The sequence below is a fragment of the Hymenobacter jeollabukensis genome (genome assembly GCF_005771675.1).
In the GTDB taxonomy this organism is placed as follows: Bacteria; Bacteroidota; Bacteroidia; order Cytophagales; family Hymenobacteraceae; genus Solirubrum; species Solirubrum jeollabukense.
In genome coordinates this window covers 119,703-132,921 of sequence record NZ_VAJM01000009.1, presented here as the reverse complement: position 1 = coordinate 132,921, position 13,219 = coordinate 119,703, and the positions used below count along the sequence as shown (strand labels likewise).

Here is a 13,219-nt window from a genome sequence, read left to right as displayed (position 1 = left end):
GCGTCGTCAGCGGCAACTGACGACGCAGCCGGGGGCCGCCGCGGGTGGGGCGGCGCCGGGCCGCCCCACCGTAGTTCACCTTAGGCTATTCGCCGCGGTGCAGAATGTGTACCGACTGCAGCGTGGTATTGCCGGTGCGGATGGTGGCAATGTATTCGCCTGCGGCCAGACGGCCGGCATCCCAGCGGAACTCATGCACGCCGGGGGCTTCCGTCTTGTTGCGCATGGGCGTGGCCACCACGCGGCCCATCAGGTCCATGATAACGATGGTTACGGGCATTTTCACGGCCGTTTCGTAGCGGATGGTGGTGCTGGCGCCGAAGGGATTCGGGTACACCTGCGCCGACATCAACTGGGGCTGCATGTTCAGGTTGCTGCTGCGCTGCGAGAGGGCCGTCTGCTGGGCCTTGGTGCCGCTCCAGGGCGTCTGTACGTAGGGGAAGGCCGCTTTCAGCGTGGTGTCGTTGGCCGTGATGCCGGCGTTGAAGCCGACTACGCCCAGCAGGCGCGGCGTCAGCGGGTTGGTCGACGTAGCGGTGTAGTCGTCGTAGAACAGGCCGATGGCGGCCAGTACGGCCCCACCCACGGCTTGCAGCTCGATGCGGGTCACGTCGTCTTCCAGGCGGCGGCCGTTCGGGAAGCCGTCCATGTTCGGAATGGCTTGCAGCGTGGCGTTGGCGTTATAGCGCGCGTCCGTCAGACCGAGCACGGCGGCCTGCAGCAGACCCTCCGAGCTGAAGTCAGCCGAGTTGCGCGGCGTTACGGGCACGGCCATGTTCAAGCGCAGCATGTCGCCGCCGGGGTTAGCCGCCGTGGCGTTGGCCAGCAGGAAGTTGTTGATGAAAGGCTTGCCGGCCGTGAGCGGGTTGCGGGGCGTTTTGCCGGTAGCCAGCTGGTACGGAATGGCGTTCGGCACGCCGGTGTGGAAGATGGGCAGAATATCCACCGAGCGGGGCTTTCCGGCGCGCAGCAGGTAGGGGCCGTAGGCATTGGCTGCCAACGCCGTACCAGCCAGGGCCGAGTTGCCGGCCAGACCTGAGAGGCCGGCGGCGCCGTTGCGGAAGTCGAAGCCGGCGGCGGGCAGGCCAGGGCTACCGGCTAGCGAAGCCGACTGAATGCGCAATGCGGCTAAGCCGAGCACCGAGCTGCCGTAGTAGGTCTGGCCGTTGGCAGTGCCCTCAGCCATGTACAAGCCCAACTCCGGGTTGGAGAGGTAGTCGTCGGTGACGGTGGCTTCGGCGTAGGGCGTCTTGGCGTTCCAGGCGTCTTTGGCACCGATGGGGTTCACCACCTCGTTCAGCAGCGGCATGCCGATGCGCGACACCTGCACGTACGAGCCGGTGTGCGTCTGCGTGCCGTCGGCGTTCAGGGTGCGCAGGGCCGGGCGGCTGGCCGAGGCCCACACGCCGATAACGAAGTCCGGATCGAGGATGTTAGCGGCCTGCGCGGCCGTTTTGCCATCCTTCTGCAGGGCTGCAATCGGGATTTGCAGGGCAATGGCGTGGGTGTTTTTCCGGGCCAACCCGTCGCGGGCCTGGCCGGGGGCGCGGATGCCGCCCAAATCAAAGATGCCGCCCAGATCGGCGAAGAACGGGTCGTCGACGGGGCCGCAGAACACCTTACCGCCGTTACTCAACGTCTGGATGGCGCCGGTCATGAGGGTATTGTAGGTCGTATTCAGACCGGCGGCGGCCGTGATGGAGCGCGGGCCCACGTTGGGCGGCGGCACTACGCCGTTGGAAATCAGCGTGGTGAAGGCCCCACCCCCGAGGCTCTGCTCCATCGTGTAGGTGGTCTTCAGGTTCTGCTGCCCCAACCGGATGTTGAAGAACGTGGTCGGGTCCTGATTGACGCGCGTGAACGTGAAGCGGTAGGTGATGTCGTCGCCCGTGCTGGTCGACTTGTTCTTGATGTGGATTTCGTACCGCACGTTTTCGCCGAACGTGTTGTAGTTCGGCCCGCCCTGGGGCAGCTCCAGCGGAATGTAGTTGGCAATGATGGTAATCTTCGAGTCGTCGTCCGGCGAGCGGAAGGCGTAGAGGTCGGTGTTGTCGGCCAGCGGGTCGTCGGCAATCAACGGGGCTTCGCGGTGGCTTGAGGCTTCCAGCGGGGCTTGCTGCCCGCTGTAGGCCACGACGCCAAGCGTCGCGGCTGCCGACAAGCCCAGGAAGAATAACGGGCGGAAACCGTTCTTCATAGGATTGGGGGTTTGGGTTGGGATATATGAATCATGCACCCGGCGACATTGCCGGACGACACATTCCAGGATAAACATGAGCGCGCTGCCCACCGGCAACCGGCAGGCTCGACTCGACGCTAGGGTGCCCCGGCGGTGGGGCGGTAAGAAGGAATGGGCGCGGCTGGCACTACAACTCGTAGCCACCAGGCAAAAGAAGAATAAGTCGAACGACAGCCGGTGCGGCAGCCAGCGTGGCTTAGTATTCGATTACAGCGTCAGATACGTAACGCGTCGGCAGAAAGATTGAAGTATTTTAAAAAAACACTGGTATTAATTTACGACAAGCCCTTACGCGGCTCCGTAGTTCTCCCGCAGGACTACCTAAGCGTAGCCGGCCGCATTGCTAATCAGGGCATTGCCGGCAGCCACGCGGAGGCGTAAGCCGCATCGGGCCCGTAGATGAACAGGCAGCTGCCCTCGTCCAGGCTGTTGATGATGGCCCGATACTGCGCGGGCGGCAGGGCCGGGCAGCCCCGGCTGTTGCCCAGCTGCCCGTTGCGGGCCAGGTAGTCGGCGCTGGCGTAATCGGCGGCGTGCAGCACCACGTAGCGGCTGCTGGCGTGGCCGTTCTGGCCCCGGTCGAGGCCGTGCAGGCGGCGCGAGAGGCCGTGCTTTCCGCGGTAGGTGTCGCCGGTGCGGTAAAAGCCCAGCGCCGTGCAGGCCGACTTCAGCCGGTCGGAAAAGCGGCGGGCGCGCAGGCCGCCCGAGCCGCGCCCATGCGTCACGTGGCTATGGTGCAGCAGGCGGCTGTTGCGCACATCGATAACCCAGAGGCGCGGCTCCGAGGACGGCAGCTCCATGTCGGCCACGGCCAGCACGCGGGGGCCGCGCAGCTGCCGGGCGCGGCGCAGGCGCTGGTAGCCGGCGTAGGCCCGCTCCAGCACCGCCGGGCGCAGCGTAGCCGCCTCCGGCCCCAGGGCAGCGTGCAAGCGCTGCACTTCCGCCCGCGTCGAATCGGGCAGGCCGGGCAGCGGCGCCAGGACGGCGGGCTGCAAAGAATCGGGCAAGCCCGGCAATAGCTTTGCGGGGGCCGGCTGCGTAGTAGCCAGGGGCGGCCGGGCGCTGATCCGGGTGCTCGGGGGCCCGGCCGGTTGCCCGGCATCGGAGGATTGGCAGGCGGGCAGCACGCCCAAGGCGCCGAGCAGGCATAACCCCAGGCCCAGGATGGTTGTTGTGCTGCGCATACGCGGCAAAGATAAGCGGCCCGACCGGGCGGCGGTTTCCGTTGTACTTTTGCGCCCCGGCGCGGCAGTCCCAACCGGGCTGCGTTCTGAGCACTTAATATGGCCAAAGTTTCCATCAACCTGTCAACCGGCGCCCTCCAGCAGGAGGAAATCATCGTCGGCATCGACCTGGGTACCACCAATAGCCTCGTCGCCTACATCCACCCCGAGTCGCGGCAGCCCATTGCCATCAACGACCAGGGCCGCGGCACCATCGTGCCCTCGGTAGTGCACTTCCCGCAGGACGGCGCGGCCCCGCTGGTGGGCAACGACGCCAAGGACTACCTCGAAACCACCCCCGAGCGCACCATCTACTCGGTGAAGCGCCTGCTCGGCAAGTCGTACCGCGACCTGGGCCAGCACGCCGGCGACCTGGGCTACAAGGTTATCGACGACGACTCCGAGGGGCTGGTGAAAATCCGGGTGGAGGACCGCTTCTACTCCCCCATCGAGCTGTCGAGCGAAATTCTGAAGGAACTGCGCGCCCGCGCCGAGCACGCGCTCAAGACGCCCGTCAACAAGGCTGTCATTACCGTACCGGCCTACTTCAACGACTCGCAGCGCCAAGCTACCCGCGACGCCGGCCGCCTCGCCGGGCTGGAAGTGCTGCGCATCGTGAACGAGCCCACGGCCGCCGCGCTGGCTTACGGCATCGGCCTGAACCCCGACGAGGAGAAAACCGTGGCCGTATACGACCTCGGGGGCGGCACCTTCGACATCAGCATCCTGAGCTTGCACCAAGGCATTTTCGAGGTGCTGAGCACCAACGGCGACACTTACCTCGGCGGCGACGACTTCGACCGCGCCATCGTCAACCACTGGGTGCACCGCCACGAGCTGCAGCAGGCCGTGGCCGACAGCCCGCAGCTCAAGCAGCGCCTGCGCCTGCTGGCCGAGCAGGCCAAGCGCTACCTCTCCGACCACGACCTGTTCGGCGCCCAGCTCGACCAGGCCAACAACCTCACGCTGAACCGCCAGGAATTCGACGAGCTGATCCGCCCGCTGGTGACGCGCACCATCGACAGCTGCCGCCGGGCCCTGAGCGACGCCAAGCTTACGGCCGACAAGCTCGACGCGGTGCTGCTGGTGGGCGGCTCCACGCGCGTGCCGCTGGTGTACGATTCGGTGTCCGAGTTCTTCGGGCAGCCGGCCAACGCCTCGCTCAACCCCGACGAAGTGGTGGCCCTCGGCGCCGCCATTCAGGCCGACATCCTGGCCGGCAACCGCCGCGACATCCTGCTGCTCGACGTGACGCCGCTCACCCTGGGCATCGAAACGATGGGCGGGCTGATGGACCCGATCATTCCGCGCAACTCCAAGATTCCGACCAAAGCCGGGCGCCAGTACACCACCTCAGTGGATGGGCAGGTGAACATGAAGATTTCGGTGTTTCAGGGCGAGCGGGACCTGGTGAAGGAAAACCGCAAGCTGGCCGAATTCGACCTGCGCGGCATCCCGGCCATGCCCGCCGGCCTGCCCAAAATCGACGTCAACTTCATCCTCAACGCCGACGGCATTCTGAAAGTCGAGGCCATCGAGCTGCGCTCCGGCACTAAGCAGAGCGTGGAAATCAAGCCCCAGTACGGCCTCACCGACGAGCAAGTGGAGCAGATGCTGATGGACTCGCTGACCCACGCCAAGGACGACGTGGCCGCCCGCATGGTCATCGAAGCCCGCACCGCCGCCGAGCAGATGCTCTACCAGGTGGACCGCTTCGTGCACACCAACGGCCAGCACCTGACCGAGGAAGAAATCAGCCAGACGCGCCAGCAGGCCGAGGTGCTGCGCGGCACCCTCACCTCCGGCGACAAAGACACCATCTACCGCGCCCTCGACGACCTGGAGGCGCTGACCAGCCCCTTTGCCGAGCGGGTGATGCAGATCAGCATCAAGCAGGCCATGGCGGGCAAGAAGATTATCTAGGTCCGGTCTTTCCGGCTGCCCAAACGGCCCGGCGGTAGTGTACCGTCGGGCCGTTTCTGTTGATGTAGGTTCCACCTGAACGTCATGTCGAGCACAGCCGAGACATCTCGCGTGCTGACGTCTGATAGTAAATCCTGTTCAACGAGAGAATTACTATCCAGCGAGATGTCTCGACTTCGCTCGACATGACGTTCATTTTTCCTTTCGCCTCTTCCCCTACCCCAGCTGATCCAGCGCGGCCATATCCTCGGCCGAGAGCTGCAGGTCGGCGGCTTTCACGTTTTCTTCGAGGTGCTTCACCTTGGAAGTGCCTGGAATCAGCAGGATGTTGGGGGCGCGGTGCAGCAGCCAGGCCAGGGCCACCTGCTGCGGGCTGGCGCCGAGGCGCTGGCCGATGCCGGAGAGCTTGTTGAGCGCCTCCTGGTTGCCGCCGGCCAGCGGGTACCACGGGATGAAGGCAATGTTGTGCTGCTGGCAGTAGTCCAGCTCGGCTTCCCACTTGCGGTTGTCCACGCTGTACATGTTCTGCACCGACACCACCGGGAAAAACTCCTGGGCCTGTTTGATCTGCTCCACGGTCACCTCCGAGAGGCCGATGTGGCGGATCAGGCCCTTCTGCTGGTTGCGCTGCAGCCAGGCGAAGCTTTCTTCGGCGGGCACGTTCGGGTCGATGCGGTGCAGCTGGTAGAGGTCGATGCGCTCCTGCTTGAGGCGCTTGAGGCTGCCGTGCAGAGCTTCTTCCAGGTGCTTGGGGCTGGCGTCGATGGGCCACTCGTTGGGCCCGGTGCGCAGCAGTGCGCCCTTGGTGCCGATGACGAGGCCCGCGGGGTACGGGTGCAGCGCTTCGGCAATCAGCTCCTCCGACACGTTGGGCCCGTAGCTGTCGGCCGTATCGATGAAGTTGATGCCCAGCTCCACGGCCCGCCGGAGCACGCGGATGGATTCGTCGTGGTCCTTGGGTGGCCCCCAGATGCCCTCCCCGGTGATGCGCATGGCACCGAAGCCCATGCGGTTGATGGTCAGGTCGCCGCCGAGGGCGAAGGTTTTGGCAACGGTGTTGGTGGTCGTGTCGGCCATGATGAGGAAGATGAGGAAATGCTGGTCGGCAAATGCCGCAGGGTATAACCGTCCAGTCGCCAAAAAGCTTACGAATAGGTTTTCAGAACGTCATGTCGAGCTTGTCGAGACATCTCGCGTGCTGATGGTCGATAGTAAAATCCTTTTCAACGAGGGAGTTACTATCAAGCAAGATGTCTCGATCCTTGCTTGATGCGCAACATGCTCGACATGACGTTCTACTTATTTACCGTCTCCCTCTTCGCCCGCGGCAGCCTTGCGCGGCTTCGGCGGCGTCTGCCGGGCTTCCTCCACGACGTCGGCAACGCGTCGGGCGCGGGTTTCGGGGCGCTTGGCCGCCAGCAGACGATACAGCAGCATCTTGCGGCGCGAAGGGCTAAGGGCAGCAAAGTTGCGGCCGGCCTCTTCATTCGCGGCCAGCGCTTCGGCCAGGTCGGCGGGCACCTCCAGGTTTTCCGAGGAGTCGATGGCCGTCCAGGAGCCGTTCTGCCGGGCCACCTCCACGGCGCGCAGGCCAGCGGGCATCATCTGCCCAGCCGCTTGCAGCCGCTCCAGCGTGGCCTTGTTAATCTTCGACCACACGCTGCGGGGCTTGCGCGGCGTGAATACCTGCTTGTAGCGGTGCGCGTCGAGGCTCACGGCCTTCGAGTCGATCCAGCCGAAGCACAGTGCCTCTTCCACGGCTTCGGACCAGCTGATGCTGGGCTGCCCGCTGGCTTTCTTGTGGTAGACCAGCCAGATGCCGGGGGCGGTTTCGTGATTTTCCAGCAGCCACTGCCGCCACTCGGCGCGGGTGGCGGCAGTTACCAGGGGCAGGTCGGCAAGGGTAGTTTTGGGTGGCATAGCGGCGGGTAATTGGTGACGCCGGAAGATACAGCGTGCCGGCCCGGGGCGCTACCTTCACCGCCATGAACCCGCACCTCGCCCGCCTCTGTCAGGCGGCCCAGCAGCCCACCCGCCGCATCCTCGGCCTGATGTCCGGCACCTCGCTCGATGGCCTCGACCTGGCCCTGTGCCGCTTCGAAGGCCACGGCCCCGCCACCCGCCTCACCCTGGAGCAGTTCATCACCCTGCCCTACGCGGAAGACGTGCGCCAGCGCATCCGGCGGGTATTCGCCCTCGAAACCGCCTCGCTGGAAGAGCTGACCCTGCTCAACGCCTGGATCGGTACGCTGCACGGCCAGCTGGTGCTCGAGGCCCTGCAAGGCTGGGGCATCCGCCCCGCCGACGTTGACGCGGTGGCCAGCCACGGGCAGACGGTGTACCACGCCCCGCAGCACCAGCACCAGCGCGCCGAATACCCGCTCAACGCCACGCTGCAGATCGGCGACGGGGACCACCTGGCCGTGCGCAGCGGCCTCATCACGCTCAGCGACTTCCGCCAGAAGCACATAGCCGCCGGCGGCGAAGGTGCCCCGCTGGCTGCCTACGGCGACTACCTGCTGTTTTCGAGCGCGGCCGAAGACCGACTGCTGCTCAACCTCGGCGGCATTGCCAACTTCACCTACCTGCCCGCCTCCCGCGACGCGGCACTCGTGTTCAGCACCGACGTGGGCCCCGGCAATACCCTGCTCGATGCCTTCGTGCGCGAGCTGTACCCCGGCCACAGCTTCGACCCCGACGGGCAGTTTGCCGCCGCCGGCACCACCGATGCCGCGCTGCTCGCCGCCTTGCTCGACCACCCGTTCTTCGCCGCGCCGCTGCCCAAGACCACCGGCCCCGAGCTGTTCAGCCCCGCCTACGTGCGCGCCGCCCAGCAGCGCAGCGCCTCCACCAGCCTCTCCCCCGCCGACCTGCTAGCTACGCTCACGGCCTTCAGCGCCGCGGGCATCCGGCTGGCCGTCGAGCAGGCATTGGGCAGCAGTCCACGCGCGGCCGTGTACGTCAGCGGCGGCGGTATGCACAATCCGGCGCTGCTGGGCGCCATCCGGCAGGGCCTCCCCCACTGCCGTTTCGCCGACACCCAGGCCCTGGACGTCGCGCCCGATGCCAAGGAAGCCGTGCTCTTCGCCGTGCTGGCCAACGAGACGCTGGCCGGCTCGGCCCTCTCCATCGGGCAGGGACGGCAGCGCGTGCCGGCCGTCACCATGGGCAAGATTTCCCTGCCGGGCTAGCGGGCGGGCGGTGATGGCACCAGGCCGAAGCCCTGCACCTGCCGGGCCGCGTCGCTGCCGAAGGTCACGTCCAGCTGTACCTCGGGCCGCGTCGCCGCCGTGTCGCTGCGAAACATGAAGGCGCAGAACGGCTGGCTGTCGGTGTCGCCGATGCGCACGCCGAACTTGTAGAGGTCGATGGTGGCTCCGCGGCGCTGGCCTTCGGCGTAGAGCGGCTGCGCGGCGGCGGCAAACCCGTCGGGCGACAAACGAGCCTGGGTTTCGGGAGCCAGCAGGCGGTATGCCGCCGCCCGGTGCCCGGCCAGCACGGCCAGCAGAAAGCGCCGCGCCACCTGCACCTGCGAAGGCGCTTCCGCCGCCGGGGTGGCCGGCCACGTCGTCAGGCACAGCCCCAGGGTCAGGGTCAGCACGCCGGCCCGTCCGGCCCGAAATCGAGTTGCTCTACGAAACATGATTGGCTAACGCGTCGATTGCGGCCATAAGTTGCGGCTGGGGCCATAAACGCCAATCGGCGGCACCGGCCGCGGGTTCGAAAACCCACGGCCGATGCCGCCGATGTTAGCGGATAGTTTGCCCGCCGTTAGTCGACGATAACCTGACGCGTGGCGTTCAGCTTCTCGCCGGTGATGCGCAGGGTGTACACGCCACGGGCCAGGCCCGCCGTCGAAACACTCACCGGAGCCGCACTGCCGCGCAGCGTAGCCCGCTGCTCGCTCACCAGCTGACCGAGGCTGTTGTACAGCGCCAGGTTGGCCGCCGGGGCCGTGCCGTTGCCCGCAAACTCCACCAGGAAGGGCTGGCCCGTGGCGGTGGGATTGGGGTGCAGGGTGATGGCAAAGCCCGCCGACTGCTCCCGTGCGGCCGTGTTGACGGTCACGGTCAGGGCCTGGCTGGCGATGTTGTTGACTTCGTTGCCTTCGGTAATCTGCCCTTGCGCGTCGGCCACGTAGAGCAGGTAGTAGTTGCCAGCGGCCGTGGCGGCCGGAATGGCAAAGGTGCCTACGCGCGTCAGGCCGCTGCCGGCTGCCATCGAAGGAATGCTGATGCTGTGCAGCAGTACGTCGTTGGTGCTGAAGGTAGCGTCGGTCGAGAGGTAGAAACCAAGCGTATGGGCGCTGGAGCTTACCATACCGGCATTTTCGTAGAAGCAGGTTGCCGTCACGTTGTTGCCGGCCATTACCGTGGTCGGCGTCAGCGTCGGCGAGCTGACCGCCAGGTCGGCGGTAACGGCCGTCACGGTGATGGCGACGCCCGTAGCCACGTTGTTGTTCTCGTTGCTTTCCGTCACCACGTTGTTGGCGTCAGCAGCGCAGATCAGGTAGTAGCTGCCGGCCGTGGTAGTCGACGGAATCGTCACCACGTTGCTGCGCGTCACGCTGGTGTTGGCGTTCAGGCCCGCGCCGGTCACGTTGGCCAGCAGACGGTCAGCGGCATCCAGCGTATTGTCGGCCGAGAGGTAGTAGGCCACCGGCGTCGAAGCAGCCGCGCCGGCGCCCACGTTGTTCACGCTCAGGCTCACGGTAGTGGTGCCACCGGCCATAACGGTCGTGGGTGTAGCAGTTACCTGCGTCAGCGTCAGGTCGGCCGGCACGGTCGTCACGCACGATACGGCGGCTTCGAAACCCGCGTAAGTGCCGCTGCTGTTGGAAACAAAGCGTACGGTCAGCGCACCGCTCGAATTGGTGCTCGACGCCGTTACCACGCCCGGGTTGTAGCTGTAAGTACCTAGCAACGGCGAGTTGGTGCTCGTGCCATCGTAGATCATGAGGTAGTCGCAGCAGGTTTCAACGCTAAACGTGCTGAACGTGAGGCGCACCTTGCTACCGGTCGTGCCGGGGTTAACCGTCAGCGAGCCGTCCGAATAGTTGGAGTAGAGGCCGTTGCCCCCGTTGTCGTAAATGTTGGTGCTGCAGCTGGTAATGCTGGCCGAGCCCGAGTACGGAACCAGGGTACCGTTGATCGGCGCGACGTTCGTCACGTAGACCGAGTAGTAAGCCACGTTGTTGGTTTCGTTGCTTTCCGTCACCTGGGCCTGGTCGTCGGCCACAAACAGCAGGTAGTACGTACCGGTGGCCGTGGCGGCCGGAATCGTCACGGTCGACGTACGGTAGCTCGACGCGCCGGCGCTCAGCGCGCCGCCGGTGCTGCTGGCCAGCAGCACGTCGTTGGTGCTGAAGGAGGCATCCGTCGAGAGGTAGAAACCAGCGTTGCTCGACGTGGCCGAGGCCTGTCCCTGGTTGTACACGTAGCCCGACACGGCAGTGCTGGAGCCGGAGTTCAGGTAGTACGAAGCCGGGTAGAAGCTGTTCACGGTCAGGTCGGGGCTGGGCGGCAGTACCGTCAGCGCCACACTGCTCACGTTGTTGTTTTCGTTGGTTTCCGTCACCTGCGCCTGATAGTCGGCCACGAACAGCACGTAGTAGCTGCCCGCCGCGGTACCGGTCGGAATGTAGAGCGTAGCCGTGCGCGACGAGCTGAAACCGCCCGACAGCGTGCTGCCGTACGAGGAGCTCAAGTAAGTATCCGCAGCGTCCAGCGTGGTGTTGGTCGAGAGGTAGTAGCCCACGGGGCTGTACAGCGCCTGGGTGGTGCCCTGGTTATAGATGCTGCTGGAGGCATACACGCTGCCCCCGGCGGAGGTTGTCGTGGGCGTCAGCGTCGCTTGCTGAATGACCAGGTCCACGTTCGGAGCCGTCACCGTCAGGGCCACACTGGCCACGTTGTTGGTTTCGTTGGTCTCCGCCTCCTGGCCCTGGTAATCGGCCACGAACAGGATGTAGTAGCTGCCGGTAGCCGTCGACGACGGAATCGTCAGCGACATTGCCCGCGACGAGCTGTAGCCACCCGACAGGGAGCTGCCGTACGCGTAGTTCAGATAGGTATCCGAAGCGTCCAGCGTGGTGTTGGTCGAGAGGTAGTAGCCCACGTACGACGAGGAGGCGTAGGTGGTACCGGCGTTGTAGATGTTGCAGCTGGCGTACACGCTGCCCCCGGCCGTGGTCGTCGTGGGCGTCAGCGTAGCCTGCTGAATCTGCAGGTCCACGTTCGGCTGCGTCACCGTCAGGGCCACGCTGGCCACGTTGTTGGTTTCGTTGGTTTCCGTCACCTGGGCCTGGTCGTCGGCCACGAACAGCACGTAGTAGCTGCCGGTGGTAGTCGACGACGGAATGGTCAGCGTCGGGTACAGCGAGAGGTACTGACCGGCCGTCAGGCTGGTTACGCTGCCGCTCGAGAGCAGCACGTCCGAGGCGTCGAAGGTGGTGTTGCTCGACAGGTAGTAACCCACCCGATGAGCGCCGGCGTTGGTGTTGCCAGTATTATAGAGGTAGCCCGAGGCGTAGATGCTCGAGCCGGCCAGCACCGAAGTGCTGCCCAACTGGGCCTGCTGAATCTGCAGGTCAACGCCGGGCGGCGACACCGTAATGGCCACCGAGGCGACGTTGTTGGTTTCGTTGCTTTCCGAAACCAGCCCTTGGTAGTCGGCCACGAACAGCACGTAGTAGCTGCCCGTCGGCGTCGTCGTCGGGATGTTGGTGTAGCCGTAGCGGCTGGTGCCAAACGACGAAGGAGCCAATGAGCCGCCGTAGGTCGAGGTCAGCAGCACGTCCGAAGCGTCCAGCGTAGTGTTGCTCGAGAGATAGTAGCCCACGCTGCTCGAGGTCGTCGTGGCGTTGCCCAGGTTGCTGATGTAGCACGAAAGCGAGAGCGTACCGCCCTGCGCCACCGAGGTCGGCGTCACGCTCGGCGTCTGAATCACCAGGTCGTAGGTCGGCGAGCTGACCGTGAATGACACGCTGGCGACGTTGTTGTTCTCGTTGCTTTCGTTGACGAGGTTATCGTAGTCGCCCGCAAACAGCAGGTAGTACGAACCGGGCGCCACCGTCGTCGGAATCTGCACCGAAGCGCTCCGCGACGACGATCCGCCCACGGCCAGCGCGTAGCCCGTGGAGTAGCCCAGCAGTTGGTCCGAAGAACTCAGCGTGTTGTCCGTCGAGAGGTAGTAGCCCACGTTGCTGCTCGTGGCCGTAGTGCCCGAGAGGTTGTAGATGCTGCAGCTCAGCGAGAGGTAGCTGCCCGCCACCGCCGACAGCGGGTAAGCGGAAGCGCCCTGCACGGCCAGGTCAGGCTGCGGCACGCTGGTTACGCAGGCAATGCTGGCCGCAAAACCAGTGTAGCCGTAGTAGTTGGTGCCGGTCAGGCGCAGCGTGATGGCCCCGCTGGTCGACGTACCATACACCGTTCCGATGTTGGCAGTGCCGTAGTACGTGCCGATAATCGGGGCCGACGTGCTGGTGCCGTCGTAGATGGTCAGGTAATCGTAGTAATCAATCGATACCGACGAAAACGTGAGCTGCACCTTGTTGCCGGTGGTAGCCGGCATGATGGTCAGGGAGCCGGTGTTACCGACGTAGGGGCCATTGGCTCCGCCGTTGTCATACAGGGTTCCCGCGCAGGTGGTGATGGTGTTGCTGCCGGTTACCGGCATGGTGTACGTTTGAGCGGCGGCCTGCTGTAGGCCCAACCAGCTCATTACCAGCCATGTTAACAGCCGGAGCTTGTTACCGTACCTCGAAAAGTAGGGCTTCTCCATATCCAAAAATGATTTGTTGGTTAGAATGAACTCCGAAAGTTAAGGCGAAAAA

General features: G+C 65.1%; 8 protein-coding genes. 2 read left to right on the top strand and 6 right to left on the bottom strand.

Annotation, left to right across the window (positions count from 1 at the left end):
- Positions 1-85: 85 nt before the first annotated feature.
- Positions 86-2,197: a DUF4331 family protein gene (locus FDY95_RS17445; RefSeq protein ID WP_138079769.1), complete on the bottom strand. Its 2,112-nt coding sequence runs from the start codon at positions 2,195-2,197 to the stop codon at positions 86-88.
- 389 nt (positions 2,198-2,586) lie between these two features.
- Positions 2,587-3,423, bottom strand: coding sequence for a murein L,D-transpeptidase catalytic domain family protein (locus tag FDY95_RS17440; RefSeq protein ID WP_138079768.1), 837 nt, complete (start codon positions 3,421-3,423; stop codon positions 2,587-2,589).
- A 99-nt stretch (positions 3,424-3,522) separates the two neighbouring features.
- Between FDY95_RS17440 and hscA the strand changes: the two genes are divergently transcribed.
- Positions 3,523-5,385 (top strand): Fe-S protein assembly chaperone HscA, encoded by a 1,863-nt coding sequence (hscA, locus tag FDY95_RS17435; protein ID WP_138079767.1) that lies wholly within the window; start codon positions 3,523-3,525, stop codon positions 5,383-5,385.
- Positions 5,386-5,601: 216 nt separating this feature from the next.
- On the opposite strand, the gene FDY95_RS17430 is transcribed toward hscA, so the two are convergent.
- Complete coding sequence (locus FDY95_RS17430) at positions 5,602-6,462, bottom strand: aldo/keto reductase (RefSeq protein WP_138079766.1); 861 nt, start codon at positions 6,460-6,462, stop codon at positions 5,602-5,604.
- Between the two features lie 222 nt (positions 6,463-6,684).
- Positions 6,685-7,305 carry a YdeI/OmpD-associated family protein gene (locus tag FDY95_RS17425; RefSeq protein ID WP_138079765.1) on the bottom strand — a complete coding sequence of 207 codons (621 nt, stop codon included), beginning with the start codon at positions 7,303-7,305 and terminating at the stop codon, positions 6,685-6,687.
- Between the two features lie 65 nt (positions 7,306-7,370).
- Here FDY95_RS17425 and FDY95_RS17420 point away from each other — a divergent pair, with 65 nt between their 5' ends.
- On the top strand, positions 7,371-8,576 hold the full coding sequence (locus tag FDY95_RS17420; protein ID WP_138079763.1) for an anhydro-N-acetylmuramic acid kinase: 1,206 nt from the start codon (positions 7,371-7,373) through the stop codon (positions 8,574-8,576).
- Here the strand turns inward: FDY95_RS17420 and FDY95_RS17415 are convergent.
- A complete protein-coding gene (locus tag FDY95_RS17415) occupies positions 8,573-9,028 on the bottom strand; it encodes a hypothetical protein (RefSeq protein ID WP_138079761.1) in 456 nt (151 codons plus the stop codon). The genes FDY95_RS17420 and FDY95_RS17415 overlap by 4 nt on opposite strands.
- 128 nt (positions 9,029-9,156) lie before the next feature.
- Positions 9,157-13,107, bottom strand: coding sequence for a CARDB domain-containing protein (locus FDY95_RS17410; RefSeq protein ID WP_171025729.1), 3,951 nt, complete (start codon positions 13,105-13,107; stop codon positions 9,157-9,159).
- Positions 13,108-13,219 lie beyond the last annotated feature (112 nt).